General features: G+C 60.2%; 20 protein-coding genes. 7 read left to right on the forward strand and 13 right to left on the reverse strand.

Annotated elements, in window-relative coordinates; translation table 11 throughout:
* Window positions 1-155: 155 nt before the first annotated feature.
* Complete coding sequence (locus LVE68_RS17260; protein ID WP_232941685.1) at window positions 156-1,289, reverse strand: hypothetical protein; 1,134 nt, start codon at window positions 1,287-1,289, stop codon at window positions 156-158.
* A 292-nt stretch (window positions 1,290-1,581) separates the two neighbouring features.
* Complete coding sequence (locus tag LVE68_RS17265) at window positions 1,582-1,887, reverse strand: hypothetical protein (RefSeq protein WP_232941686.1); 306 nt, start codon at window positions 1,885-1,887, stop codon at window positions 1,582-1,584.
* A 290-nt stretch (window positions 1,888-2,177) separates the two neighbouring features.
* Here LVE68_RS17265 and gndA point away from each other — a divergent pair, with 290 nt between their 5' ends.
* Window positions 2,178-3,704 carry an NADP-dependent phosphogluconate dehydrogenase gene (gndA, locus tag LVE68_RS17270; protein WP_232941687.1) on the forward strand — a complete coding sequence of 509 codons (1,527 nt, stop codon included), beginning with the start codon at window positions 2,178-2,180 and terminating at the stop codon, window positions 3,702-3,704.
* Between the two features lie 87 nt (window positions 3,705-3,791).
* Here the strand turns inward: gndA and LVE68_RS17275 are convergent, their stop codons facing one another.
* From LVE68_RS17275 to LVE68_RS17300, 6 genes are all read right to left on the reverse strand, one after another.
* Window positions 3,792-4,331, reverse strand: coding sequence for a DUF4136 domain-containing protein (locus LVE68_RS17275; protein WP_232941688.1), 540 nt, complete (start codon window positions 4,329-4,331; stop codon window positions 3,792-3,794).
* Window positions 4,332-4,488: 157 nt separating this feature from the next.
* Window positions 4,489-5,016, reverse strand: a complete 528-nt coding sequence (locus LVE68_RS17280; RefSeq protein ID WP_232941689.1) for a DUF3592 domain-containing protein — start codon at window positions 5,014-5,016, stop codon at window positions 4,489-4,491.
* 32 nt (window positions 5,017-5,048) lie between these two features.
* Entirely contained in the window at window positions 5,049-5,558 is a 510-nt protein-coding gene (locus tag LVE68_RS17285) for a hypothetical protein (RefSeq protein WP_232941690.1), read from the reverse strand.
* Between the two features lie 401 nt (window positions 5,559-5,959).
* A complete protein-coding gene (rdgC, locus tag LVE68_RS17290; protein WP_233006739.1) occupies window positions 5,960-6,952 on the reverse strand; it encodes a recombination-associated protein RdgC in 993 nt (330 codons plus the stop codon).
* Window positions 6,953-7,062: 110 nt separating this feature from the next.
* Entirely contained in the window at window positions 7,063-7,947 is an 885-nt protein-coding gene (locus tag LVE68_RS17295) for an alpha/beta hydrolase (RefSeq protein ID WP_255701146.1), read from the reverse strand.
* Between the two features lie 36 nt (window positions 7,948-7,983).
* Entirely contained in the window at window positions 7,984-8,322 is a 339-nt protein-coding gene (locus LVE68_RS17300) for a YceK/YidQ family lipoprotein (protein WP_232941692.1), read from the reverse strand.
* Between the two features lie 288 nt (window positions 8,323-8,610).
* Between LVE68_RS17300 and LVE68_RS17305 the strand changes: the two genes are divergently transcribed.
* The 3 genes from LVE68_RS17305 to LVE68_RS17315 all read left to right on the forward strand — a co-directional run bounded on the left by LVE68_RS17305 (window position 8,611) and on the right by LVE68_RS17315 (window position 13,104).
* Window positions 8,611-10,707: a toll/interleukin-1 receptor domain-containing protein gene (locus LVE68_RS17305; RefSeq protein ID WP_232941693.1), complete on the forward strand. Its 2,097-nt coding sequence runs from the start codon at window positions 8,611-8,613 to the stop codon at window positions 10,705-10,707.
* Window positions 10,700-11,134: a hypothetical protein gene (locus LVE68_RS17310; RefSeq protein ID WP_232941694.1), complete on the forward strand. Its 435-nt coding sequence runs from the start codon at window positions 10,700-10,702 to the stop codon at window positions 11,132-11,134. Before LVE68_RS17305 ends, LVE68_RS17310 begins: the two co-directional genes overlap by 8 nt.
* A 77-nt stretch (window positions 11,135-11,211) precedes the next feature.
* A complete protein-coding gene (locus LVE68_RS17315) occupies window positions 11,212-13,104 on the forward strand; it encodes an NAD-binding protein (RefSeq protein WP_232941695.1) in 1,893 nt (630 codons plus the stop codon).
* 19 nt (window positions 13,105-13,123) lie between these two features.
* On the opposite strand, the gene LVE68_RS17320 is transcribed toward LVE68_RS17315, so the two are convergent.
* Window positions 13,124-14,287: an alkaline phosphatase family protein gene (locus LVE68_RS17320; RefSeq protein WP_232941696.1), complete on the reverse strand. Its 1,164-nt coding sequence runs from the start codon at window positions 14,285-14,287 to the stop codon at window positions 13,124-13,126.
* Between the two features lie 61 nt (window positions 14,288-14,348).
* Entirely contained in the window at window positions 14,349-16,709 is a 2,361-nt protein-coding gene (locus LVE68_RS17325; RefSeq protein WP_232941697.1) for a TonB-dependent receptor domain-containing protein, read from the reverse strand.
* Window positions 16,710-17,081: 372 nt separating this feature from the next.
* Here LVE68_RS17325 and LVE68_RS17330 point away from each other — a divergent pair, with 372 nt between their 5' ends.
* A complete protein-coding gene (locus LVE68_RS17330; protein ID WP_232941698.1) occupies window positions 17,082-17,279 on the forward strand; it encodes a hypothetical protein in 198 nt (65 codons plus the stop codon).
* Between the two features lie 101 nt (window positions 17,280-17,380).
* Here LVE68_RS17330 and LVE68_RS17335 read toward each other — a convergent pair whose 3' ends face one another.
* From LVE68_RS17335 to LVE68_RS17345, 3 genes are all read right to left on the reverse strand, one after another.
* A complete protein-coding gene (locus tag LVE68_RS17335; protein ID WP_232941699.1) occupies window positions 17,381-18,061 on the reverse strand; it encodes a zinc metallopeptidase in 681 nt (226 codons plus the stop codon).
* Between the two features lie 107 nt (window positions 18,062-18,168).
* A complete protein-coding gene (locus LVE68_RS17340; RefSeq protein WP_232941700.1) occupies window positions 18,169-19,644 on the reverse strand; it encodes an aminoacyl-histidine dipeptidase in 1,476 nt (491 codons plus the stop codon).
* Window positions 19,645-19,816: 172 nt separating this feature from the next.
* Window positions 19,817-21,799 carry a VacB/RNase II family 3'-5' exoribonuclease gene (locus LVE68_RS17345; protein WP_232941701.1) on the reverse strand — a complete coding sequence of 661 codons (1,983 nt, stop codon included), beginning with the start codon at window positions 21,797-21,799 and terminating at the stop codon, window positions 19,817-19,819.
* 303 nt (window positions 21,800-22,102) lie between these two features.
* On the opposite strand from LVE68_RS17345, the gene LVE68_RS17350 reads away from it, so the two are divergent.
* Together LVE68_RS17350 and LVE68_RS17355 are read left to right on the forward strand one after the other, a co-directional pair.
* Entirely contained in the window at window positions 22,103-23,179 is a 1,077-nt protein-coding gene (locus LVE68_RS17350; RefSeq protein WP_232941702.1) for a Glu/Leu/Phe/Val dehydrogenase dimerization domain-containing protein, read from the forward strand.
* 334 nt (window positions 23,180-23,513) lie between these two features.
* Window positions 23,514-26,351 (forward strand): M16 family metallopeptidase, encoded by a 2,838-nt coding sequence (locus tag LVE68_RS17355; protein WP_232941703.1) that lies wholly within the window; start codon window positions 23,514-23,516, stop codon window positions 26,349-26,351.
* Window positions 26,352-26,546 lie beyond the last annotated feature (195 nt).

Consider the following 26,546-nt stretch of genomic DNA (forward strand, 5'->3'; position numbering starts at 1 on the left):
ACACCCGGGTGTTCAGCCCCGGGCTGAAGTATTTCTCTACCGGTGCTAGAAGAGCCGGTCTTTGTAGCCAGATGAACCCGGTAAACAGGTACGCTTGCCCGGTAATATGGAATTGATTACTTTCCACATGGCCGCTGCGTTGTGCCGGCACACTTTTATGGCCGCCTGGAGTCCCCGTAAAGGTAGTCGGCCGCAGCCTTGCCCATCGCCGGGTAATCGTGCCCCACACCGGGAACCACTTCCAGTTGCCACTGCAGTTCCGTTCCCAACTCCCGGGCCCGCTCCTGTGCCTGGGCGAAAAAATATTTTCCGCGCGACAGGCGGTGGTCGCCCTGCCAGTTGACGTCGGGGGTGCGTACCAGGTGGCCTCGGGTTTCGTCGGCGTTGTCCAGTTCGCCGAGGAATACCACCAGCTCACGCTTGAATGCCTTTTTCAACCCGTCCCTGTCCAGCATGTCGCTGCCTGTGCCGAAGGGGAATGGCTTGTCGAAGCGGGGTACCGTGTACCAGCCGGAATTCCCGGCGAGGATGCGCCGTGCTTTGCTATCGCCGGCAAAGAGAGTATAGCGATGCAGGACCTGGCCACCGGCGGAGTGGCCGAACAGGTCGTATGTCGCCGTGGTCATGCCAAGTTCCGCGACAGCGGTTTCAAATATCCGGTCGAAGTCGCTGAACAGCCAGGTTTCGGCCCGGCGATTGATGTCGTAACCGCTTACCCGGGTGCGCTCTTTATTGATGCGCACGTTCTCGATCATGCCGGCAATATTGTAACTCCAGAACTCCGGGTAATATTTTTCGGAATAGTGGGGTGAGAGTACCAGCACGCCGTATTTCTCCGAGGGGTCAACCCAGGTATCCCGGTAGCGCCAGGCATTGCGGCCGGCACCGGGGAGCACAATCACCACCGGCGCATCCTTGCGGAGATTTTCGGGTCGGTGATAGAAAACTGCCAGCGGGTTACTGTCGGGGGTATTACTATCCACCAGGAAGCTGCCGGAGCCCTCCCGGATAGAGCCCTCCGCGGTATCCAGTCGCAGCGGCTTCTCCACCAGTTCCATACCACACACATGGCAGGAGCCTCGGGCCCTGACGGCACTGGCCTGGAACAGGTCCTGTTCATGATTGCACGGCGGGCAGATGTACCGGGGAGGCTGGACCTGACCCGGTAGCGTTGCCGCCACCGAAGTCGCGGGTAGGCCGGCGGAGACGACCAGGTAAAGGGTGCAGGCGATACCGCCAATAACAGCGCGTGAAATGGCCCGGAGGGAAATTCGGGGTGAGAGTGTCATTGTCTGTTCCAGTGGTGCTCTGCTCGAATGAAGAACGCAGTTATTGGCCGGTTGCGTTATGCCAGCAAGTGCCCCCTGATTCCCAGGTTGCTGGGACCAGTCTACCGCCGTGATGTGGTGGTTTATACCGCGCTGGATTACAGCGCCTTACAGGACGGCGAGGGCTGGAAATGTGGGCGGAAGAGAGGGACGCGTAGTTCGGGTGCCGAGCGAGGTTGCCAGGCAAGCGGCCGGGTTGCGCGAACTGGACAGCCCGGCTCTTGGTGCAGGGAAGTCATCCCCGGTGATGGGGTCAGGCAAAGAGCCAGATCAAGAGTAGAAGAACCAGTGCCCCCAGCACCATTGCCAGGCCCCGCAGCATGAGCGTCCGGGCATATTCCGCCCGGCCCGGGTAGAGCAGGGCGTAGGGCAGGCCGGTAAACGGGCCCAGGATGATTGTGGGTATGCCCCACAGCCATTGCCTGTTGCCCAGGGCCACGAGGGCCGCGACCAGCCCGCCAAACCAGAGCAGGGCCACCCCGATGACAAGGACAATAAACACTGGCAGTACCAGCCACTGGTGTGCAAGGTAAAATTCAATCAGTGCCTGTTGATTCATGGTTCCTGTACTGCTCCTGCCTGTCTCCGGCGAGCCCGGCATAATCCTGGCTCGGCCGTCCCGGTTTTGCTGTCTGTTGAGTCAGCGTATGGTACCTGAATACGCAACATCATGAGAGCCAATGACTGTACCTTGCTATCTTTTTAGCAGAATGCTCTGTCCGGCGGTCACGTCGGTATACGCGCCGCTCCGGGCTGGCTCCTGGCCTCCCGGTAGCGTCGGCGTATTGCTATACTTCGCGCCCAATCTGGCGCCCGCCAGGCTTCATTTCACGATTTCCGGAGCGATCCATGGCTGATACCGACTCACTGTGCGACATTGGTTTTATTGGCGCGGGGGTGATGGGTAAGAACCTGATCCTGAACCTGGCCGATAACGGTTTCCGGGTCTGCGCCTTTGACCTGGACCACAGTCGCCTGGAGGCTTTGCTGGAGCAGGACCGTCAGGAGCGCGGTGACCAGCCGGCGCGGATTGAGACCTGTAATTCCTATACCGAGCTGCTGGCGCGGGTAAAAGCTCCCCACCTGGTGATCCTGTCGGTGCCTGCGGGCGCTCCCGTCGATGATGTCTGCAACAAGTTGCTGGATGCCGGTCTCAAGGCCGACGATATCGTGGTCGATACCGGCAACAGCCTGTGGACCGACTCCGTCGAGCGCTGCAAGCGCTACGAGGGGCGCCTGATCTTCTTTACCACTGCCGTGTCTGGCGGCGAGGTGGGGGCCCGGTTCGGGCCGTCCCTGATGCCCAGTGGCGATCCCTATGCCTGGGCCCGTATCGAGCCGGTCTGGCATGCCATGGCCGCCAAGGTGGATCCGCAAAGCGGCCAGCCGATCGAACGCTTCGAGCCGGGTAACCCGGTCAAGGAAGGTGAGCCCTGCGCTGCCTATATCGGCCCGATCGGCTCGGGCCACTATGTGAAAATGGTGCACAACGGCATCGAGTACGCCGATATGCAGTTGATCTGCGAGGCGTACGACGTGATGCGCAGTGCGCTGGAGATGAGCCCTACCGAGATTGCGGCGGTATTCCGGGAATGGAACAGGGGGCCGCTGAACAGCTACCTGATCGATATCAGTGCCGAGGTGCTGGCTACCGTGGATGCAGACACCGACCAGCCGCTGGTGGACGTGATCCTGGACCGCGCCGGGCAGAAGGGCACCGGCCTGTGGACTGCGGTAAGCAGCCTGGAAGTGGGTTGTCCTGCTCCCAGTATCGCCGAGGCGGTGTTTGCCCGCTCCCTGTCCACACGCAAGGTATTGCGCTCCCGCGCCGCGAAAAAGTTGCTGGGGCCGGATGTGGAGGCGGTGCCCGCGGAGCAGCGGGACACCGTGATCGCCCAGCTGCATGACGCCATGTACTGCGCGAAGATCTGTATTTACGCGCAGGGCTTCGACCTGATGAAGCTGGCGGCGCGGGAACAGGGCTGGCAGCTGAACTTTGCCGAGATCGCGCGCATCTGGCGCGCCGGCTGCATTATCCGTGCGGTTTTCCTGCAGTCCATCAGCGCTGCCTACGAGCGCGACCACAAGCTCTCGAACCTGCTGCTGGATGATTACTTTATCGAGCAGATCGCGGCCAACCAGGGCAACTGGCGCCAGGCGGTGGCGGACGCCAGCCTGCGCGGGATTCCGGTGCCGGCGCTCTCGTCAGCGCTCAATTATTATGATGCCTTCCGCCGCGAATCACTGCCCGCCAACCTGCTGCAGGCGCAGCGGGACTTCTTCGGCGCGCATACTTTCTCCCGCAATGACCGGCCGGAAAACGAGAAATATCACGTGCTGTGGAGTCGGGAAGGCCGGCCGATCGTCCGGGTCTGACCTGGCAGGGTGGCCGGTCCGCCGGCCGCCGGTCCGCCGGCCGCCGGGGCGCCGGCCGCCGGTCTATCCAGCATTTATTTCCCTGGGTTATCCCCCAGCTTTCGGGAATTTCTGGAATACCTCGTTTACCGCACTGGCCAGCGCTGCCTGCGGGTCGGCCATCATTGCCGGGGTAATGCGCCCCCGGGTACGACCGCGCCAGACCATCTCCCGTTGCCTGACGTCCAGCACGTCGATGGTCAGCCTGCCCTCCGTCTGCTCATCGATATCGGTTAAGTGCTTCTCCCCGAGGTCACGGTAGTACTCCTGCAAAAAGGGATAGCGTGCCGCGGCAAAGCCTGTGGTGCGTGAAATCCGTGTCTTGGGCAACTTCTCGGTGTAGGCGGCGATATTCACCAGGATATCCGGACTGGTGCTGCGGGTCATGCCACGGGCATTCAGTTGCCGGGTGACCTCTGCCTGCAGGATGGATTCCACGCGGCTGTTGGCGCCACCTGACTGTACAAAACCGAAGGTGCGGTAGTCTCCCCAGCGTGAGTCATCGTCGGCTGACGAGAAAACCGAAGCCCCTGAACATCCAGCCAGGAACAGGGAGAGGAAGAGGGCGGTGAAAGTATTGTGACTCATGCGCAGGTTCCGATCCGTCGGTGGAGCTGTCGCCAGCCCGGAGCTTGCTCTATGTGGCTGGCAGGTATTCAGTGACAGAGCTTAGACCAGGAAATGGCGAACGGGCTCCCTGCGTGGCACTGAGAGCTGTGTCTGCTGGCAGTTTGATCCGGCTGCCCTAGGGCTTGCCGAGCCGGGTAAAATCGTGCCAGAGATCCGCGGCAATTGCGCGGACGGCTTCCAGTTGGCCGGCATCCAGTAGTGCCAGTGTGGTACCGATAAGCAGGTAAATCACAGGTAGTACCAACCCGGATGGAAGCAGGTAGGCACGAGCGGGGTTTGCGGGATTGAAAAAGACGTCCACGGTTGAACCGGCAACGACCGGCAGCAGGTCCCGCGGGCGGATGGGTAGCAGGTTGACCGAGAAAAGTTTGCACCCGATATATTCGCGCCCCCGGACCTGGTAGCGGTATCGCAGTACCGGCGTATAACTGATGGAGCGGCTTTTACCGATGGTTACCTGGTATTCACTGGCACTGATACCGGGTCCCTCATGTATTTCCGCATCCAGTTTGCTCTGTTCAACCCTGCCGCGGACCTTTGGCCATGCGCGGCGTGCCCTGGCAATAACCAGGTAGGTGATGGCGGAGACGGCGACAAACAGGCCTGACAAGTTGACCAGGTTAATCTCACTGAGTGTGGTCATCGCCTCTCCTTGCCGGGGCACACTGTCACCAGTTAAAACTGGTAGCCAATCTGGAGGCCCCAGGTAATGCCGTTCTCGAACTCCTGGTAGCTATCGGAATGAGTGTATTCCTTGCCGATATTGATCCCAGCCGATAATCCACTATTTTTTGCGCTGTCGAAATAATAGGTGTAGGAGCCACCCACAAAGGTTTCGTAAAAGGTGCCGGCGCGCTCTATGACGAGAGTGTCCTGGATCGCGTCGTACCTGGTGATGGCTACATGATTCAGGTCGCGGTGGCTGGTACGGACAAAAGCACCGAGTGCATGCTGGTCCGTCATCAGCCGCTCCCATGCGAGGGCAATACCGTAAGCGTCCTCTGTGTCCCAGTCTGAATTTGCTATCCCGGCGCCGGCTGAAAACCTGTCACCTCCGTTGCCGAGGGTAAACTTGAAACCTGCCAGGCCACCGTATTGCGTTCCCAGGCCCAGCCCAAAGTGGGTATCCACCTTTGCAACCGTAAGGCCGGGCATAAGACATAATAAAAATAAAATCTTTTTCATTAGTTGAATCCTGGTAAAACTTTTTAACAAGCGGTCTGGCGTGAATATAATTTCCGGTTGCAGTCGTGTCTACCCGCTGTTTTTGTTCCGGGGCAGGACGGTATGGCTCGTCGATTAGTTGATGGTTGGAATGGCCATGAAGGAGGCAAAGAGGTTTAGGGGCGGGGACTGGAGCAGGATCCAGTGCCCGCGATGGCCTGCCAGGCTCTGCGGTATAGGCTGAACAGGCAGGGTAGGGAACAGTGCTCGGGAACGGGCTTATACCGGGCAGTTACGCGTGTTGTAACGGGCCGTATTTAAATTTTGCCTTGTTGCAGGAAAGTAGGGGCTGTCAGTGAGAGCCCCCTCCTCTTTTCCTGCCGGGGTTGTCCCCGGGGCTAATTTCCTGTTCGCGGTGACGGTCAGAAGACGACCTCGTCTACCTCCGCCGCTGCATGTTCGGATTCGGCACGGGACGCCCGCGCGACGATTTCCTCCACGCTTGCTGTTTCCGTGTTGGCACCGCCGAAAGCTGCCAGCAGGTCCGTGAGCAGGGCGGAGATCTCGATGGTCATCACTGAGAAATCGGCGTCGAATCGCTGTGCCGCATTGTCGGCGTCGGCACTGTCCGCTTTTTCGATCAGCTCATCACTGAACTTCACCCGTTTCAGGGACAGCTGGTCGTCAACGAGAAACTCCACGCCGCCACGCCAGGTCAGGCCCAGCTTGTGCACCTGCATTCCCGCCACCAGGTGGTTGTGGATTTCCTCGGCACACAGGTCCTGGTTCTTGCAGCGGATCACGCTGCCGCTGTCTTTCGGGTCGCGCAGCTCACACTCATGGCCGAACTCAAACTGCGCCGGTGCCTCGGGGGCATGCAGCCAGTGTGTCATGGTTTGCTGCGGCAGGTTTTTGGCCGCCAGAGGGACCACCGCCAGGCTGCTGATCGCCTCGCGCAGGTTTTCCAGCAGTTCCTCTGCGGCGGACGCCGAAGAGGCATCCACCACCACCCAGCCGTCGCGGGGCGCGATATAGGCGTAATGCAGGCGGGAACGGGCAAAGGCTTTGGGGCGCATCTCCATCAGGACCTCGTCCTTCAGGTTCTGGCGCTCCTTGCGGCCCACCTGGCGGCCTTCCTTCTGGGAGATGGCCTGGGCCATTTCGTCCACCTTCTCATTGATCACGCCGGCGGGCAGGACTTTCTCCTGTTTCTTGGCGCAGACCATCAGGTAGCCATTGGTGCTGTGGACCAGCACGGAGCCGTGGCGTCCCAGTGGCGGCACCCAGCCGTAGCGGGCCGCGTCCTGGCTGCCGCAGGGCACGAACTGCCCCGGCTCCAGTAATTCGTTCAATTTTTCGGCAGTGAGATCGAATTCTTTGGTGAGGCGGTATACACGCAGGTTCTTGAACCACATACAACGGGCCATTCATTCTGTTTTCGGAAGCGGCCGGCAATTATGCGTGAAGCGGCCGGTCACAGCCAGTGCCCCGTCCGCAGTTTTGTCTTTGGAGAGGGCGGCCCTGGTTAAATCCTGAACAGCCAGTAAAGCCCCTGGATGGCCGTCGTGGGGAAGGCCGTCTCGTGGTCAGCCCCCTCAATGACCCGGTATTCCAGCTCCAGGCCGGGGTATTGCCTGGCGGACAGGGTTCGGTGGAAACGGTCCGCGTCAGCCACCAGGTCGTGGGGCCAGCTCTTATAGTGCCCCGGATGCTCCAGGCTACCGATGGACAGGTAGACCCTGGCCCTGAGGTCCTGGCGCTTTCGCGCGTATTCTGCCTCCAGGTCGAAAATAATCCGCTCGTCGAACCAGAGTGATGGGCTCCCCAGAACGTAATTCCGGAACATCCCGGTATGTTTCAGTAACGCATAGGCACCCAGCAGGCCACCCAGGGAATTGCCCACATAGGTACGGCCCGCCGGATCCGCCGGATAGTGTTCCTCGACGGTGGGGAACACCGTATCGCGCAGGAATCGCAGGTGCGCCTCGGCGCCCCCGGTTTCGAGCTTCCATTCGGTGTCGATCGATGGGGTATAGTCGCGGACGCGGCTTGGGGTCGAGTGAATAGCTTTATCCCATGACACACCCACGAGTATGGCTTCTTCCGTTTTCTTGATGGCCATGGGGTAGCGGGTGGCGCCGGAAACAACCTGGAAGGTATACATGGCATCGGTCATGTAAATTACCGGGTAGCGCCTGTCGCCCATGCCCTGCTTTTTATAACTGCGGGGCAATTTGATAAACAGCTCGTAGTTTCGCTGTGTTTCCGGGTCGGTTACTGCGATCGTCTCCGTGCGGGGAATGGTAAAGGGGGAGGATGAAGAGGTTGCCGTGCCAGCAATGGCCGGCCCTGCGCCCAAAAGAAAAATAAGCAGGGATTTAAATATTAACTGCACAGTTGTCCTTTGCATCGCGATAGTGGGCCGGCGGGATTCCCGGAAATAAAACTAGCGAGGCACATCGAGCCGCAGGTTGCCGTCCTTATTCTGTGAGTAAATAGTGAAGGGCAGCACAACCGTGTCGGTTACTGACGACAGCACTGTATCGAAGACATAGAAGCCGGCAATTGGCAGGATTACGGTGGAGCTCCGCTTCGAATTCAACTTGCAGACATTGTAAGAGACACCGCTGTATACCCGTGGCAGGGATTCACAATAGGTATTCTGGCGGCGGAGTTCTGCGGCAACTTCCCGGTCGGGCTGTCCCAGGGTGGTGGCAGTCCCGCAGCCGGCAAGCAGGGACGCGAGGGCGGCGAACACTGCCGTTCTGTATAAAGTTGCGGACACTGGAGCCTCTCCTTGAATCAATGGACGGACAGTCGTGACGAATATACCCCGTCACGACCTGAGAAGGAAATACCCGCCAGGTGACGGTTGTTTGCAATTGGCGTCTCTATCGGGCACCTGGTCAGCCGGCGCGACAGCGAGTGGCGGGAATTAGCTGCCCCAGAGTGAAACTGGCGCAGAAACAATCTCGCTTGCGTCGCTTTCATCTTGACGGAAAAAGCCTGCTGGTTTCACCGATAAAATTCGAATAGTCTCTTTGCCTTCGAATCCGCCGGGTACTGGGCTCAGATGAGCGAAAATAATAACTCCCAGCGTTACCGGGCATTTATCAGCTACAGCCACACCGATGAGCGCCACGCCAGGTGGCTGCAGCGTGCGCTGGAGTCTTACCGGTTGCCCCGTCACCTGGTCGGCCGCCGGACCCCGGAGGGGATTCTCCAGGCTCGCCCGGGAAAAATATTCCGTGACCGAACTGATCTTTCCGTGGGGCCGGACCTGACAGAGCACTTGCGGCAACCGCTGCTGGAGAGTCGTTACCTGCTGGTGGTGTGCTCGCCGGCAGCTGCCGCCTCCCGTTGGGTCAATGATGAAATCCTGTTTTTCAAGCGACAGCATGGTGAGGGCCGTATCCTCGCCCTGGTTGTCGATGGCGAGCCCCTTGCCTCTCTGTCGGGACGGCCCGAACAGGAGTGCCTGCCGCCGGCATTGCGATTCCGGATAGACCGCAGCGGAAACCTTAGCGATAAGCCGGCAGAGCCCCTTGCCTCGGATATCCGGTCCCGGGGTGATGGCAAGCGCATGGCGCTCCTCAAACTGCTGGCAACCATGCTGGGGCTGGGACTGGACGAACTGGCCCGGCGCGACCACCAGCGGCGGATGCAGCTGCAGAAACTGATTTCGGCGACGGCCCTGGTCGCGGTGACGATACTGGCGGCGCTATCCTACGCCGCCATCAATGCCCGCGATATCGCCGAAAAGAGGCGCCTGGCAGCCGAGGACCTGGTTAACTTCATGCTGACGGACCTGCGGGACCGGCTGGAGCCTATCGGCAGGCTCGATGCGCTTGACCTGGTGGGGGAGAAAGTCCTCAGTTTCTATCGCGCCCAGCGCCACAGTGCACTGAACGCCGATGCGCTGGCCAGGCAGGCCTCTGCGATGCACCTGCTGGGAGAGATCCGCGACCTGTCCGGGGATACGGACGCAGCCATCGAATTGTTCTCCCGGGCAGCCGTTACCACCGGCGAATTGCTCGCACGGGACCCCGCCAACGCCGATCGCATCTTTGACCACGCGCAGAGCGTCTTCTGGGTAGGCTATCCCGATTACCAGCGCGGTCACTACCGAGAGGCCCAGAGGTGGTTCGACGAGTATCTCCAGCTGGCGCGGCAACTGGTCCGGCTGGAGCCTGCCAGGCCTGCATGGCAGATGGAGCTGTTCTATGCACTCAATACCCAGGCAGTGCTGAAATTCCGGGATGCGCAGTATCGCGAGGGCCTGGAATTGTTCCAGGAGGCGGGGACCATCCTCGCCGGTCTGCCAGATAATAATGATAACCGGGAGGCGCGGATCAATAACCTCGCCTGGATCGGTTCGGCGTATTTCATGCTGGGGGAATTCGACTCCGCCATCGACAGCCGGCAACAAGAGCTGCGCCTGATCGATGACTGGCTGGCCCGGGAACCGGATCGCAACAACCTGCTCGATTACACCATGACCGCGCAGAACGCGCTGGTACGGCTGTATCACCGCACTGGCGATACCGTCGCGCTAACACGCTACCGTGCCCTGGCCGGGGAAACTGCCCGGGAGCTTGTGCAACAGGATCCGGAGAACCGCGACTACCGCCTGCGCGCCTACAAGTTCCACCTGAATGATGCGCTTATCGGGCATATCGGAACCGCAGAAGCAGACCGGTTACTGGCCGATATACGTTCGCTGGCCAGGGAAATGCCGGAGCGCTTTGAGGTCCGGCAGCTGCGGTGGCAGGCCGAATTCAAGCTGGCACTTAAATATTTTGGCAGTGCCCGCCGGGACGTCCTGGTGGGCTCCGTCGGAGATTTTTCCCGATGGGCTGCAGGGCTTGATGCGACAGGCCAGCAGCGCCTGCTGGAGCCGCTCCGGGTACTTTCCGGCCTGTTGCAAGCCATGGATAGCAGTGCCGGGGCAGAAGAATGGCGAGCCGGGCTCCTCGAAGGGCAGCGGCTGCTGGCCGGCACTGACAACCGCATGGATTTTAACCTGTACTGTGGCGAGGATTCGTTCGTGCCATTGCTCGGCCCGGGAAGGCCGACAGACTCACAAGTGATTGCAGTAGCCAGGCAGTGTATCGGCCTGGAAGCCAACCCCGAGGTACTAAACCTGTCTCAAGGAGAGAGTTATGAGTAATGCAAAGTTTCGCATCAACATTATCAAGAATCCCGCTTTTGATCCCGATGATCCCGCTTCCTGTGAGGTCGAGTTTGTAAAGGATCCCGGCCAGGATAGTAACCCTGCCTCCATCGACCAGGCTGGCACTATCACCATCAGCAAAAAGAAGGGCACCGCTGTGGATATTGCCTTCCGTCTCGCCGATGATGTCTACAGTGACTACAGCTTCACAAAAGGCTCCTTCCTGGCGAGCAGTATTACCTCCAACACAAAGGGCGAGTTCTCCATCAAGAACGTAAAAAGTGGAGACCGCACCCTGGTTGTCACTGATGAAAATGATGACGGTGATACCTGGAGCTACACCCTGACCCTGTTTGATACCAGTGATGCCTCGCAGCCGCCTGTTGTACTGGATCCCATGATCAAGAACACCACGATGGCGTAAACCATCAGTTTGCGGGCTGAATCCGTGCCCCGTCTTGCGGGCACGGTCTTTTGACTGGTGACAAGAGGGCATTGGCGATGAGCGTGTTTTCGCAGCGTAAACGGGTCCGCGGTTGGGCCCTGCGAAATGAATGGCTGATAGTCTCCTTTCTGGTCAGTGTGCTGTTTGTATTTGGTTACCTGGGCTACTACCAGGTCCTCAGTGGATCCGGCCCGGGGCTGGAGCGCCACTGGGATGCCCTGTATAGCGCGATCAAGCTATTCATCTTCAATGGCCCGGATACCACCGAGGGCTGGCCGCTCTCACTGCAACTGGTGCGGATTCTGGCACCATTCCTGCTCGTTTACACGGCAATCAAGACCATCTGGTTGAGAACTGGCGAGCACCTGGCGCTGTTTCTGCTGCGATTCCGCCCTCACCGCTATGTGATCATCTGCGGCATCGGCGAGACAGGGCTTCGCCTGGCCAGGCAGTACCTGGCCGAGAGTCCCCATGCCGTGGTGGTAATCGACCATAACCCGGTTAATCCCAGGGTTGCGGCACTGTCCGCGCAAGGGGCTATCCCGGTGATTGGGGATGCAATGGATCCGGCAACCTTTATCCGGGCAAAAGTCACTGCGGCGCGCGAGGTCTTTGTATTTACCGGTGACGACGAGGCCAATATCGCCGTAGCCAAGGTGGTACACCGGCTGGTACGTGTGCAGGGTAAAAAGAGCGGGGGGCGAGCCGTAAGGGGCGTAAAAAAGCCGACCCCGAGGCTTCGCTGCCATATCCAGGTCAACTCCCCCGAGATCTGTGAAATCTTCCAGAACCACAGTTTTTTCAGCCTGGTGGATGAGAAACTGGAGTTGAAAATTTTTAACCGGGATATCTATATTGCCCGGAATATTTTTGATTACTGTGCTCCCGACCTTTATTACCTGCCCCGGGGAGCGGATTCCAGGAGGATGAATATACTTATCCTGGGTTTTGGCTCCCTGGCCCGTTCGCTGCTGGTGCAGTATGCACTCACTGCTCATTACGCTGATTTTCGCAAGCCCCGTGTGGTCGTCATGTGCGAAGAGGAATGCCGAAGGGAAGTGGCGCGCTTCTACCATCGTTGCGCCAATATTGAGCAGGTTGTCGACCTGGAGTTTATTTACCAGGACCCGGTTGCGATCAAGTTGGAGCAGTGGGGTGAGCTCATGCAGGCCGAGCAGTTTGTGGCCTGTTACTGCGCCTTGCCCCATGATGCCGATGGCATCCTCGCTGTAAGGCGCCTGAACCGCATGCGTAATGCCCTGGGAACCGACGCTGTCAATTTTGTGGTTTGCCTGAACCAGCAGTCCTGGATTGCAGACGTCGTGGACGATGATTTCCTGCCCATTTCCCGGGACAAGTCCCGCATTGACCCGGCTGAGCCGATCGAGCACTTTGAGTGCCTGGACGAAACCATCACGATTGATGTGGTGGTCAACGATGCCCTCGATCGGGTCGCAATGGCGATCCATGCGTATTATCTGGAAGGCCAGCGTAGTGCCGGGATGTCACAGAGGGATAATCCCTCGATAGTAAACTGGCAGGGACTGCCCCTTTACAAAAAACTTGCCAATCAGCGGGCAGCTTCGCACCTGGACGTAAAGCTGCGGATTGCCGGCTTCAGGCGCGTCGACGGAGCCGGCAACGGCGTACCCGGGACCGCCTTCCCCGGGGATGGGCCGATGCTGGAAACCCTAGCCCGGGTGGAGCATCAGCGCTGGGTAGCGGACAAGTTACTGGCCGGGTACAGCGTCGGGCCCGAGCGGGACGACAGCCGCTTCCTACACCCGGACCTGAAGCCGTGGGAAGCTCTGGCGGAAACGGACCGGGACAAGGACCGCGCAATCATCCGGCAGATGCCTGCATTGGTGGCGCTGCTGGGCCAGAGGCTGGAGCGAGCGACCGGGGATGCGGCGAGAAGCACTGCCCCGGCGCTGGAAACCGAACCCTAGCGTTCTCCATTGGGGAATGCTACCGGGATACCTGGACGTCACTGGCGATAATGCGGGTGATTGGCTTGCCAATCTCGGTGCTGTAGGTCCTCGCAAATGCTTCCGGGTTTTCACCCAGCAGTAACAGGGAAGTCGCTGCTACCTGGTCCAGGTAAAGCGTTACACCGCCGGCAAGTTCACCAGCGGCCCGAATATCCGGTCCGAGGGCGGCGATCCAGGTCTCACTGGCACCCTCAACCCCTGTTTCCCGGAACTCCCCGAGGTTATCGAAGTAGCTGAGCACGGCGCGCCGACTGGCATGGTGCGGCCAGGCGCCGGGTGTACGGCCACGACCGTGGTCGACGGTGATTACCAGGTTGGTGTTGTCCTTGTAAGCCGGTATCGATTGCAGTGTCCGCCAGAGATCGGCCAGGAAGCTGTCGCTGCGATGGGCGGCATTGAGGTATTGGTAATAGTCGCCATCGTGGGCAAAGTCGTCCGTTTCCCCCAGTGCCAGGTAGAGCACCCTCGGTTTGCGCTGCTGTAGGAACTCCCGGGCAAAGCCGTAGGTAAATGCATCCAGCCGCACATTGGTCCAGGGGCTCGGAGTACTGGCCTGCAGCTCATTCAGGAAGCGGGCGCGCGCGGACATGCCGGCCCAGCTGGCATCCTGGAAACCCGCATTGACATGAATGCCGCTGCGATCGCGGTTCAGGATCGCCGGGAATACTTCCCAGCTACCGAACGCAGCCACGCGGTCCCGGTAGGCCGGCCTGCTATGCAGCCACTCGAGGAAGGTATGGTTTTTGTTGGGCACGGCCCGGTTGGAACTGATCTCTGGGTCGGCACGGCCTGTCAGGATCTCATTGTAGCCCGGGTACGAAAACCACCAGGGATTCGCCACCTCCACGCGGGATTCTTTGGCCCGGTTGCCCGCCAGCAGTCCCTGCCTGGCGATAGTGCCCCACAGGAAGGGCATCAGTTTCTGCCGCCGGCTTTCTGGCGTGTTGGCCCCGAACTGTTCCAGCAAAAGTTCCCGGTGTTCAGTGAACTGTTCATTATCCATCAGTGCCGGGTCGTAGCCGGAGAAAACCTCCTGCCAGCGCAGTCCGTCAATTGTGACGAGCACCAGGTTGTCTGCGGCCTGGACCCTGGCGGCCAATGCCAGTATGACAATGATCAGGGATACTTTTGATTTACACATTGTACTCTCTGCTATGGGGCGGACCGACATGGGCCGGCCCGCCAATTGCTGCAATAAGCGGTCAGAAATCCACGGTGGCGGAGAGTGAGGCGGTGCGGGGTGCCCCGATCCAGGCGCCGCCGGAGACCACGGTGCCGAGGTAGTCCTCGTCCGTCAGGTTATTGACCACCAGGTTGAGGCTGATCCCCTGCAGTGCCGGGCTGACGTCCGCCAGGTTGAGGCCCAGGTAGGCGTCGGCCACGACGTAGGACTCCGCCTCCCAGGTGTTTGCCAGGTCCACGTAGCGGTCGCCGGTGAGTTTGGCTGACAGGCCGCCGTAGAGCAGCGATGAACGCCAGTCCAGCCCGGCTACGAACAGCTGGTCGGCAATGCCCACTGCATTATTGCCCGGTACCAGTCCCTGGGCAGCGTCCACAGCGGCATCACCGGTACCGATATAGCTGGCATCAAGGAATGTGTAGGAAGCGTAGAGATTGAGGCCCGGGTTCAGGTCATAGTCCAGCAGCAGTTCCAGGCCATCGGACTCGATACCGCCGGCATTGAAGTAGGAGCCGTTGGTACCGATCAGGTAGTTGGGGCCCGCCGCGGTGTTGTTGTCCAGGAAGATGATGCGGTTATCGAACTCATTGCGGAACAGGGTGGCAGTGGCGGCCAGCGCTTCGCCCGTGTACCGCAGGCCCAGTTCGATGGTCTCGGAAGTTTCCGGGTCGAGGTTGTCCAGGTTGGATTCGGGCCGTTCCAGGACACTGTCACCGATGGCCTTGAAGTTTTCGGCATAGCCGGCAAATACCTCGGTGCCATCCATGGGAGCTTCCCAGACCAGGCCGGCCGACAGCAGTACATCGGAATCGGACTCGAGGTCTGCGTCCAGGCTCTCGGAGAACAGGTCCTCGCGCTCCACGTCGACCAGGAACTGCTTGGCGCCGAGGCTCAGGGTGACGCTGTCGATTGTCAGGGCATCCTGCAGGTACCACTTGTTGGTCTGCTGCGGATAGCTGCGGCGATACTGCTCCCAGTAGGGGGTACCGTCGAACTCCGGGCCACTGGTGGCATCGGTGATCCGGTGCCAGTCCCGGTGTTCGTCACGGGTGGCGTCCTCGTACCAGAAGCCACCGCGGAACTCATTTTGCAGGCCGGCAATTTCACCGTTGTGGGCGAAGTCGAGGCTGAAGCCGCTGCGCTCCTTTTCATAGTGCGTATGACGGTAGGACATCACCGGGATGGCACCGGCCTCATAACATGCCGGGTCGTACTGTGCGCCGGCCTGGCCATAGATGGTGACAATATTGGAAGTGCAGCCTTCGATCGGTGCCAGCGCATTGCCGCCGGCGTCCACATAGAAAAACTGGCCGGCACTGCGACCGGTCATGGCGGTGGTGCCACCGAGGAACTCGGACTGGCCGCTGTCGCCGTCATCGGTGACATCCACCAGGTAGGGCGGTACCCAGTCGCCACGCCCATCATTAGTGTGGTAGTAGACACTGCCTTTCAGGTTGAGGCTCTCTGCCAGGTCCAGGTCGAACTGCGCATAGCCGAGCAGGTTCTCCCGCAGTGTGGACCAGCCGCGACGGTATAGCTGGTCGATATAGGGCACACCGCTCCATTCACTGCTGAGGAAGTCATTTTCCGGGAACTGCTCGAACTGGGCGGCGGAATAGATACGCTGGTAGTTATCCTCGTGAATGTCATCGTAGGAAACATAACCCGAGAGGGTGCCAGCCGGGACTGTGGTTACCACCTTGGCCGCGACATGCTCGCGTTCGTTTTCGGCGGTCTCGGTAATCCAGTCGGTTGCCTCCTGGTTTGAGTAGGAGATCCAGGCCCGGGTGCTGCCTTCTGCAAAGCTGCCGGTGTCATAGCGGAGGTAGTAGCGCTGAGCATCGAACTCGCCGCCGGACATCTCGACGCGCATACGGCGATCTTCGGTGGGGTCATCGGTGCGATAGTTGATGGTGCCGCCCAGGGCCTCGTTGGAACGGGAGGCAATGTCCGCAGTACCCTGGGACACGGCGACACCGCCGATATTGGCCGGGTCAATAAAGCGGTTGGCCTTGGAACCCCCGCCATAGTTGGAACCGCCGTTGGGGATGCCGTCGATGGTGGTGCCGATCTGCTGCTCATCCAGGCTGGTGGTGAAGCCGCGCACAGAGATATTGGTTGACCAGTCGTCAAAGCCGTAAGTATCCCCCTCGTTGACGGATACCCCGGGCAGGTTGTCGATCAGGGCGTTGACGCTGGTTATCGTAGACTGCTGTTTGCGCATCGCATCGGTAACAGCACTGCTGTTGAACGTCTCGCCGCTACCGAGTACTACCACTTCCTCGATATTTTCACTGCTGTTGTCCTGTGCAACGGTGCCAGCTGAAGCCATGGCGGTAACCATGGAGATAGCTGTGGAAAGTAATCTTTTTGAACTGTTCATTCCTTTGTTCCCTCTTTAACAGGTGGTTATTCAACCCGGCCACTTCGTTGTTGCCATCCATCGGGCAGTAGCGCTCGTCGGCGCTTCATCTCCGCGGCTCTTGTCTGGCGCGGCTACAATGGCGCCACCTGATGAATCGGGATTTACAGGAGTATGAAATTAATCTTGCTGAAATGTTATAGGGTCCGGTTAACCGGTTGTTGCAGGTCGTGTTGTCCTGAAAAAGTGAACAACTTGTAGTGGCATCAGAGCTTCGAAAGAAAAAAGGCCGCTGCGTGAGCGGCCCAACAGGTGGGGGAGGGAGTTACTTCAGAGAGTTCTTTTTACAGTAGCTTTCCGCCCAAGGGTGTGGTGCGGAAAGGAGCGTTGATAATGCTGCAACTGCCTGGGAAAAAAGTTGCACTATTCGGCGGAACGATGATCCCGGCTATTCTGGTTTCACAGAATGTGCGGTTGATCTCAATCCTGGTGATTCTGCAGGTTGCGAATACCTCAGGGGGAGGAGCTGCATCTAAAAAAGACGGCTGGCGCAATCCTCCATTCAGCTCGAAATACTACCCCTGGTTATAGTGATCTCTGGCTTCATGAGGCCACGCTGAAAACAGATTGGTATGGAAGTGCCAGTTGGGGGTGCATATTGTCTGGGGTGTCTCACCGGGGCAATGTCCAGCCTAGCGGATAAACCGCAACCATCGCCACAGGCTGAGCATTTCTGTCAGGGCACCGGCAAAGTAGGTGAGCGCCGCTGCCTTGAGCACCGACCTGACCGCGGGCATGTGCTCCGCAGGTACATATCCCTCTTCCAGGATCGGCAGCGCTTTGTTGAAACTGGCGTCATACTCCTCTGGCAGGATGGCGGCATACATCAGCGCGGATGCCATCATGGTCAGCACACCGATTGCCACGGCAACAGCGAAGATATGGGGAACCCTGGCGACCAGGGCCAGGGAAGAGATTGCCAGCATCAGCCCGGTGCCCAGCCTCCGGATAAAGAAGGCTTTGCCCATATGTTTCTGCCGCAGGTGGCTGACGGGCTCGTTGCGGGTAAACTGGATCGCGTGCCCGACTTCGTGGGCGGCCACGGCGACAGCCGTCAGGGACTTGCCGTCGTGGACCCGGGGGCTCAGTGAGACTATTTTCTTCGCCGGGTCGTAGTGGTCACCATTCGGCCGTCCCCGTTCCACGGTGACGCCGTCGAGGCCGAAACGCTCGACCAGGTGGCGGGCCAGCTCGCCTCCGGTGCCCGGCATGGCCTCCCGCTGTTTCGAGTGGCGCCACATCACCAGCTGGACCCAGAGCGAGGGGCCGTATACCAGCAATATGACGAGCAGAGCTCCAAGTCCGTAAATCATGTCCGGTTCCCTGTTATCTGCTTACCCCGCACCCGGAGGGAAATCTCTCCTGCTGCGGGGGACCAGTCTATCGGAATTGCGCGCTGGCGAGCCACATCGGTCGTGCTTTAGTGGTGCTTTGCCGGGATCGCCTGCACCACCTTCAGGAAGTACTCCCAGAAATTCGCCACGCTCTCGATATGTACCCGCTCTTCCGGCGAATGCGCGCGGCGGATCGTGGGTCCGAAGGAAACCATATCCCAGTGGGGGTAGGGCTTGGCCAGCAGGCCGCACTCCAGGCCGGCATGGATGACCTTTACTTCCGGCTCGGCGCCGGTCATATCCTTGTAGACATCTTTCATCAATGCAAGCAGGGGTGACTTCACATTGGGCGTCCAGCCCGGGTAGGCGTTATCCAGCGACACAGTTGCGCCGGCCAGCTCAAATGCGGCGGCGACATTGAGACCGTGCTGGTCGCGGGCGCTGTCGGAGAGGCTGCGTACCAGGCACTGCACACGCACCCGGTATTCGCCGTCATTTTCTTCAGTAACCACGCGGGCCAGGTTGTTGGAGGTTTCGGCGATGCCCTCCAGGGTGGTGCTCATGCGCTCCACGCCACTGGGGCAGGCGCGCAGCATGCGGATAACCCTGCGCTCGCTCTCCCGGTCCATGACAGATGCCGGGGCTTCGGTTTCCTCTACCGCGATATCCAGTTTCGGTTCGTTGTCGAGTTCGGCTTTGCTCACTGCGCGTTCCTGCAGGACAATTTCCATCAGCCGGGCGGCATTGTCCGCAGGTACCGTGAGGGTGCTGAAGGATTCGCGCGGGATGGCATTGCGCAGGGTGCCGCCATCGAGCGCGGCAATGCGCAGCCCTTCGATCTCCCGGATGGCGGTATCGATAATACGGTTGGCGATCTTGTTGGCGTTGCCGCGGCCCTTGTCGATATCCAGCCCGGAGTGGCCGCCGCGCAGGCCGCGCACACTCAGGCGGAAGGCCTTGTGGCCCGCCGGCAGTGGTTCGGCGGAGTAGGGTAGTGCCACGTTGATATCCACGCCGCCGGCGCAGCCCACGTACAGCTCGCCCTCGTCCTCGGTATCCAGGTTCAACAGCAGCTCGGCCTCAAAATGGCCCGGCTGCAGGTGCTTGGCGCCGGTCATTCCTGCTTCCTCATCGATCGTCAGCAGGGCTTCCAGCGGCGGGTGCGGTATATCCGTGCTCTCCAGCAGCGCCAGGATGGCCGCTACGCCGATGCCGTTATCCGCGCCCAGGGTCGTGCCAGTGGCGGTGACCCAGTCGCCGTCGATCTGCGGGCGGATTGGATCCCTGAGGAAGTCGTGGTCAGTGTCGGCGTTCTTCTGCGGCACCATATCCACGTGGCTCTGCATGGCGAGGATCTTGCGGTCCTCCATGCCGGGAGTGGCCGGTTTCTTGATGATGATATTGCCGATCTGGTCCAGCCTGGCTTCCAGTCCACGTTCTTTGCAGAAGTCGAGGATGTAGGCCACCACCTTTTCCTCGTGCTTTGAGGGCCGGGGAATCTCGCACAGCCTGGAGAAATGTTTCCACAGCGGGGTCGGGTTCAGTTCGGCAATGGATGACATATTGCGTCCTTCTTCCTTTATTTATTTCTGGCGCGGTCCCGGCCGGATGGGCTGGCCGCGGGTATGAGCCGGCCGGGCTTGTGGCCCGGCCCGGGAAATTGCGGTGGCAATTATAGGATTGGGGGCGGGGGAGTGACAGGTGGGCGCGGCCCGGAAGGGCCGCGCCAGTGCATTACTCGTCCGCAGCGGAGGTGGCAGCCTCTGTGGCCACGGGGATACCGCCGCCGACCACCTCAAAGGCGATGCGGCGCTTGTCCACGTCGACACTGCCTACCTTTACGGTCACCGGTTGCTCCAGCTGGTAGGAGAGATCGTCGTGGGCCAGGGTCAGGTGCTTGCCGTCGAAATCCGGCAGGTTCTTCTTGTCGCTGTTCAGGCGTACGAAGCCATCGATGCCGAAGTCATCCAGGCGAACGCCCAGGCCGGCGCCATTGACCAGTGTCACCCTACCGGTAAATTCCTGTCCCACCTTGTCCTGCATAAACTGGCAGTAGAGCCACTGTTCCAGGGCGCGATTCGCCTGGCGACCGCGGAGCAGGCTGTCCTGCAGTCCCTCGATCTTCCCGTCGTCGAGGTCCACTGTCTGCTGTCCAGCAGCGGCTGCCTGCAGCACCCGGTGATTGTGCAGGTCGTTGTACTTGCGGATCGGTGAGGTAACGGTGGCGTAAGCCTCCAGGCCCAGGCCCAGGTGGGCGCCGGGTTTGTTGGCCAGCTGGCCAGGGCGCAGCATGCGCTTGAGCACTGCCAGCAGGTTCTGCATCCGGGGCTCGTCGTGGGTCTCCAGGTACTTCACCAGCGCCAGGTAGTTGTCCAGCTGGTGCAGGTCCTTTTCCGCGTGCTCGGGCAGCAGTTCCTTGAGCAGGCTCTTGACCTCCCCCATGCGCTCGTCACGGAATCCAAGGTGGACCGAGAAGCAGCCCTGCTGCAGGCTTGCCAGTTTCGCACCCATGGCGATGTTGGTGGCCAGCATGGCTTCCTCAACCATGCGCTGGGCCACGTTGCGCTCGCGTTTCTCGATGCGGGCGATCTTGCGTTTCTCATCCAGCAGGATGTCGTAATCCGGGCGGTCCTCCATGATCAGGGAGTGGCTCGCGCGGTAGGTGGCGCGCGTCTTGCTCAGGGCTTCCAGGTTGCGGAGGCTTTCCTGCTGGTCTTCCGGTACGGCACTGAGGTCGCCATCGATAAACCCGCTGACGTTGTCATAGCTCAGCTTGTGCCGGGAGCGAATCGCCGCGAATTCGTAGCGGCTGCCGCCGATGCGGCCATCACTGTCAATGTCGATGTGCAGTACCAGCGCCGGGCGCAATTCCCCTGGCAGCAGGGAGAAGGCCTCCTCGCAGAGCTCGCGCGGCAGCATGGGCAGCGTCTCGCCGGGCAGGTACTGGCTGTGGGCGCGCTCGAAAGCTTCCCGGTCCAGAGGGGTACCGGGCTCGATCAGGCTGGAGGGATCGGCGACCGCGATGTGCAGGGTCCAGCCGCCGTCGCGCGCAGTGACGGCAATGGCATCGTCCATGTCGCGGGTGGACTCGGCGTCAATGGTGGCGAAGCCGGTGTCCGTGAGATCCTCGCGCCCGGCAGCCACTTCGGCGATTTTTTGCTTGATGTCCGCAGCCTGCTTCAGGGCTGCGTCACTGAACTTCTCCGGCAGCTGGTGCTGGGCGACGACAAAGGCATGCTCGATACCCGGCATTTCCGGTGCGCCGATTACTTCCAGTACCTTGGCCTGGGCCTTGCCATCCTTGAACGGGTGACGGATCACCTTGCAGGCGATGAATTCGCCTGGCTGTGCCTTGCCACGGGCCTTGGGGGGCAGGAAGATCCAGCGGTTCAGGCCGTTCTGGCTGGGCTGGATAAAGTGCCCCTGGCCCCGCTGGACATACTGGCCCACCAGGTGATTGAGGTCGCTCTCGAGCAGGGCATCCAGTTCAGCGGACAGTTTGCCCTTGTTTTCCTCGGTGAGGCTGACCCGCACCCGGTCACCGGGAAATACGCGTTCCATTTCGGGGGGAGGGAGAAAGGCCTCGCGTCCATCGTCGAGCATGACGAAGCCGAATTTGCCGTTGCTGCCGCGGACCCGGCCCTCGGCAAACTCCTTGGTGGAGCGGATATCGGTTTTCAGTTGGTTCAGTTGCTTGAGGGCATCCGGGTTCAGCATGCGTGAGGTCTCTACACGGGTCGATTTGGGCGCGGATTCTACCAGACAGAGATTGCGGAACCAGTTTAAACCCTCCCCCGGGGCAGGTGGTGAATGACCGATAAGCCATTTCCGGGTCACAGTGACCCTTCATCCTAAAAATAATGTGCCTGTGTGATAAATTAACCCGTTGGACGCTTGTTTGTGCAAAGATTGCAAACTTTATATCCTGATCATGGATATAATCTTATTCTCGAATAAAAATGCACAAAGGGCTGTGGTTGTTCCCCAGCTGTAGAACCGGTCTCCGGAGAGGAACACAAAATGAGTATATTTTCCCATCACGCCTACGATAAGCACGAACAAGTGGCTTTTTACCAGGACGCCAAAAGCGGACTGAAGGCGATTATTGCGGTGCACAACACCAATCTGGGACCCTCACTGGGCGGTTGCCGTATGTGGCCCTACGCCGATGATGGCGAGGCGCTGGAGGACGTACTGCGGCTGTCCCGCGGCATGACCTACAAGTCCGCCATGGCGGGTCTCAAGCTGGGTGGCGGCAAATCCGTGATTATCGGTGACCCGCGCAAGGAGAAGACTCCGGAACTGCTGCGTGCCATGGGCGAATTCATCAATACCCTGGGTGGCCGTTACATCACTGCTGAGGATTCCGGCACCAGTGTTGCCGACATGAAGGTGATCGGCGAGACCACCGAGTTTGTTTCCGGCCTGATCGAGGGCTCCGAGACCGGTGGCGATCCGTCCCCTTCTACCGCATATGGCGTCTTTGTGGGCCTGAAGGCCACCGCAAAGCACCGCTGGGGCCGCGATGACCTCAAGGGCCTGAAGGTGTCCATCCAGGGCGTGGGTAATGTAGGCTTCCGCCTGGCCAAACTGCTGAAAGAGGCAGGTGCCGAGATTTTTGTCACCGATATCTTCCAGGACAACATCGACCGCGCCGTCAACGAACTGGGTGCCACTGCAGTGGGCTCCGACGAAATTTTTGACCTGGATGTGGACCTGTTCGCGCCCTGCGCCATGGGGGCCATCCTCAATGACGACACCATCGCGCGACTGAAAGTGGGTGCCATCGCCGGTGCGGCCAACAACCAGCTGGCCGAGGAGCGCCACGCTCAGGTACTGCGCGAGAAGGGCATCCTTTATGCCCCGGATTACGTGATCAATGCCGGTGGCATTATCGATGTGTATTACCAGCAGCAGGGTAACTACGATCCCGCGCAGGTCCAGGAGCACATCGAGCGTATCGCCGACACCATGCAGGAAATCTTCCAGCGTGCCGAAGAGACCGGCGAGACTACCGCGCATGTGGCGGACCGTATTGCCGAAGAGCGTTTCGGGCACGAGGACGCAGTAAAAAAAACTGATTCTGCCGCGGCCTGATGTGAAGACCCGCACCGGGTCACGTTGAACGCGGCGCGCCGGCCCCGCCGATAACCTGATCGGCGGGGAAGGCGCCAGGCAGCTTTCTCCCTCTGGCGATATATTGTCGCGAAGTCCAACTGAAGTAGTTTCCCGGGCGCATCTGCGCCCGTTTTTTTATTCCTCCCATTTCTCCCCGCTGGCCACCTGGCCCGTTGGCGCTGGCAGTCGACCGATTTGCCCGGCGCGCACCGAAGTTTGTTGCCTAAACTATCTTTCCCGGTATGTGCCACCCGCAATGCCACGAGCGCACTGGCGGGACCGCAAAGCCGGCTCGGTAACGGGGAATTCATCCATGCTCACGCGTTTTGTGCTTATCACCATACTTTTCACCGCGGTGCTGCAGGCTGGCTGCGGCGCACCCGAGGAGTCCCGGCGGAAGAACGGGGAGGGTGAGCACCGCGCGCTGACGGTTGACCGGGAAGCTGCCGCCAGTAGCCGCGCCGCAGCGGCCAAGCAGGAAGCCTACGTTGAAGTGCCGGATATCGAGATCCCGTTCCACCGGGAAACCCTCGACAATGGCCTGACCGTGATTGTGCACGAGGACCGCAAGGCGCCGGTTGTGGCGATCAATATCTGGTACAAGGTGGGATCCAAGGATGAAAAGCCCGGCAAAACCGGCTTTGCACACCTCTTCGAGCACCTGATGTTCAATGGCTCGGAAAACTATCCCGGTGAATACTTCGAACCGTTCCAGCGCTCCGGAGCCACCGATATGAACGGTACCACCAATAATGACCGTACCAATTACTTCGAAACCGTCCCCAGGGGCGCACTGGATATGGCGCTGTGGATGGAGTCCGACCGTATGGGCCACTTCCAGGGTGCCATCAGCCAGGAGAAGCTCGATGAACAGCGCGGTGTGGTAAAGAACGAGAAGCGCCAGGGTGAGAATGCCCCCTATGGCAGGGCGTTTGAAGTCATCGCAGAGAGTACCTTTCCCCCGCATCACCCTTACTCCTGGACCACCATTGGCTCCATGGAAGACCTGGACAATGCCAGCCTGGAGGACGTCAAGCAGTGGTTTGCCGAGTACTACCAGCCCGCCAATGCCATCCTGGTGATCGCCGGTGATATCGGCGTCGAGGAAGCCATGGCCAAGGCGCGAAAGTACTTCGGCGACATACCCAGCACCTCGGTACCCCCGCGGCTGGAAAGCTGGGAGCTGCCCGTGCAGCCGGACAAGCGCGAAGTGCTCACCGACCAGGTGCCGCAGACGCGTATTTACAAGGTATGGAATGTCCCCGGCCTGGACAGCGAGGAAGAAAATGCCCTGGACCTGATGACTTCGTTGCTGGCGAACCGCAACAACTCCCTGCTTTACCGGCGACTGGTGCGGGAGGAGCAGGTTGCTACCAGTGTCAGTGCCTATTACTTCGGCCGCCAGCTGGCGGGGCAGCTGTTCATCATGGTGGACGTAAAACCCGGCCAGCCGGTGGAGAAAGTGGAGCGGCTGCTGGACGAGGAGCTGCGCCAGTTTGCCAGGGACGGGGTCAGTGTCGAGGAATTGCGGCGTATCAAGCAGAGCGAGTTCGCCGGCCTGGTCAAGGGGCTGGAGAAAATCGGCGGTTTCGGCGGCAAGAGCGATATCCTGGCGCGATCAGAGTTTTACTACGGTGACCCCGGCGCGCTGATCACCGGGCTCGAGGAGTACTCCCGCGTGTCGGCGCTGGAAGTCCAGGACGTTGCGGAGCGCTGGCTGACCCCGGAGAGTTACACACTCATTATCAAGCCCGCGGAAGAGTACCAGGCGGCCGATGAGGGGGCCGATCGCAGCAGCCTGCCGTCGGTGGACAAGACGGTTGAGCTGGAACTGCCATCGCAGAAAGAGTTTACCCTCGATAACGGCCTGCGGGTGGTGCTGGCCGAGCGCCACGATACACCGGCAGTTTTCATGAACCTTCAGTTTCGCAGTGGCGCCGCTGCCGATGGTGACAAGCCGGGCCTGGCATCCCTGGCCGCGCGTATGCTCAGTGAGGGGGCCGGGAAGTACGACAGCCTGGCCTTCAGCAGCAGGCAGGAAGAACTGGGGGCCAGTGTTACCGCCGGCAGTGGGCTTGACTACAACAGCATCAACTTCAGTGCGTTGACCACGCAGCTGGAACCCTCCCTGGAATTACTGGCAGAGGTGGTCGAGAACCCACTGTTCCCGGAGGAGGACCTGGCCCGGGTAAAATCCAATCGCATCGATGCCATCGGCCAGGAGAAGGCACAACCACAGGGGCTTGCCCTGCGTGAGTTGCCGCCATTGCTCTATGGCGATGGCCACCCCTATGGTGCGCCGCTGACCGGCTCGGGTACAGAGGCGGGCATCAGGGCCGTCACTCGCGACGACCTGGTGGACTTCCACAATACCTGGCTGCGCCCGGACAATGCCGTGCTGACCGTAGTGGGGGATGTAAAAGCTGAAGACCTGAAGGCCCGGCTGAATAATGCCCTGGGCGGCTGGAAGGCCCCCGATACCCAGCTGCCGGAGATCCCTATTCCAACGGTGGAGCGCCCCCCGGAGCCGCGCGTTTTCCTGCTGGACCGGCCGGGGGCCCAGCAGAGCTATATCCTTGCGGGGCTGGTGATCCCGTCATGGGAACCAGAGGGTGCCGAAGCTTTCGACGCCATGAGCAGTGTCATCGCCGGGAAATTTACCTCACGGGTGAACATGAACCTGCGCGAGGACAAGCACTGGTCCTACGGGGCCCGGGCGGTCTCACTGGATACCGAGGGGCAGCGTCCCTATGTCCTGTTTGCCCCGGTGCAGACCGACAAGACCGCCCAGGCCGTCACCGAGTTGCTGAAGGAATACACCCAGTTCCTGGGCGACAAACCGGTTACGGAGGAAGAACTCGCGGACTACCGCGATGATGAGGTGCTCAAGCAGAGTGCCCGCTTCCAGACCAAGGAGCAGCTGCTTTCCAGTATTGCCTGGCAGGTGGAGAAGGGGTTACCGCCGGAATATATTGCCGAGTACCCGCAGCGGGTATCTGCGCTTACGCGCGAGGATGTGAAGCTGGCCGCAGACAAATTCCTCGACCCGGGCCAGTTTACCTGGGTGATTGTGGGGGACCTGGACAAGATCCGGGAGGATATCGAGGCCCTGGATATCGGGCCGGTGACGGTATTGCCCGGGGAGTCCTGAACCCGGCGCGAAAGAAATCGCAATTGGCGTTTTCTGCATTTTCTACTAGTCTGGGTACTGTTGCCTGCCGCGCGCCAGCTGAGAGGCGCCGAGCGCCCGGCGGGCAACACGGGAATCCAATAACGAGATCCAGAATAGAACTGTTGTTGTCACCGCGCGGGGCCCCCCGCCGCATCTGAACAGGGCACTCGCCCC

The organism is Microbulbifer sp. YPW16 (genome assembly GCF_021290385.1).
Classification (GTDB): domain Bacteria; phylum Pseudomonadota; class Gammaproteobacteria; order Pseudomonadales; family Cellvibrionaceae; genus Microbulbifer; species Microbulbifer zhoushanensis.

What these genes read in the sequence shown, in the direction of transcription:
- LVE68_RS17260 (WP_232941685.1), bottom strand. Translation starts at nt 1,289, where the DNA reads ATGACACTCTCACCCCGAATTTCCCTCCGGGCCATTTCACGCGCTGTT.
- LVE68_RS17265 (WP_232941686.1), bottom strand. Translation starts at nt 1,887, where the DNA reads ATGAATCAACAGGCACTGATTGAATTTTACCTTGCACACCAGTGGCTG.
- gndA (WP_232941687.1), top strand. Translation starts at nt 2,178, where the DNA reads ATGGCTGATACCGACTCACTGTGCGACATTGGTTTTATTGGCGCGGGG.
- LVE68_RS17275 (WP_232941688.1), bottom strand. Translation starts at nt 4,331, where the DNA reads ATGAGTCACAATACTTTCACCGCCCTCTTCCTCTCCCTGTTCCTGGCT.
- LVE68_RS17280 (WP_232941689.1), bottom strand. Translation starts at nt 5,016, where the DNA reads ATGACCACACTCAGTGAGATTAACCTGGTCAACTTGTCAGGCCTGTTT.
- LVE68_RS17285 (WP_232941690.1), bottom strand. Translation starts at nt 5,558, where the DNA reads ATGAAAAAGATTTTATTTTTATTATGTCTTATGCCCGGCCTTACGGTT.
- rdgC (WP_233006739.1), bottom strand. Translation starts at nt 6,952, where the DNA reads ATGTGGTTCAAGAACCTGCGTGTATACCGCCTCACCAAAGAATTCGAT.
- LVE68_RS17295 (WP_255701146.1), bottom strand. Translation starts at nt 7,947, where the DNA reads ATGCAAAGGACAACTGTGCAGTTAATATTTAAATCCCTGCTTATTTTT.
- LVE68_RS17305 (WP_232941693.1), top strand. Translation starts at nt 8,611, where the DNA reads ATGAGCGAAAATAATAACTCCCAGCGTTACCGGGCATTTATCAGCTAC.
- LVE68_RS17310 (WP_232941694.1), top strand. Translation starts at nt 10,700, where the DNA reads ATGAGTAATGCAAAGTTTCGCATCAACATTATCAAGAATCCCGCTTTT.
- LVE68_RS17315 (WP_232941695.1), top strand. Translation starts at nt 11,212, where the DNA reads ATGAGCGTGTTTTCGCAGCGTAAACGGGTCCGCGGTTGGGCCCTGCGA.
- LVE68_RS17320 (WP_232941696.1), bottom strand. Translation starts at nt 14,287, where the DNA reads ATGTGTAAATCAAAAGTATCCCTGATCATTGTCATACTGGCATTGGCC.
- LVE68_RS17325 (WP_232941697.1), bottom strand. Translation starts at nt 16,709, where the DNA reads ATGAACAGTTCAAAAAGATTACTTTCCACAGCTATCTCCATGGTTACC.
- LVE68_RS17330 (WP_232941698.1), top strand. Translation starts at nt 17,082, where the DNA reads ATGCTGCAACTGCCTGGGAAAAAAGTTGCACTATTCGGCGGAACGATG.
- LVE68_RS17335 (WP_232941699.1), bottom strand. Translation starts at nt 18,061, where the DNA reads ATGATTTACGGACTTGGAGCTCTGCTCGTCATATTGCTGGTATACGGC.
- LVE68_RS17340 (WP_232941700.1), bottom strand. Translation starts at nt 19,644, where the DNA reads ATGTCATCCATTGCCGAACTGAACCCGACCCCGCTGTGGAAACATTTC.
- LVE68_RS17345 (WP_232941701.1), bottom strand. Translation starts at nt 21,799, where the DNA reads ATGCTGAACCCGGATGCCCTCAAGCAACTGAACCAACTGAAAACCGAT.
- LVE68_RS17350 (WP_232941702.1), top strand. Translation starts at nt 22,103, where the DNA reads ATGAGTATATTTTCCCATCACGCCTACGATAAGCACGAACAAGTGGCT.
- LVE68_RS17355 (WP_232941703.1), top strand. Translation starts at nt 23,514, where the DNA reads ATGCTCACGCGTTTTGTGCTTATCACCATACTTTTCACCGCGGTGCTG.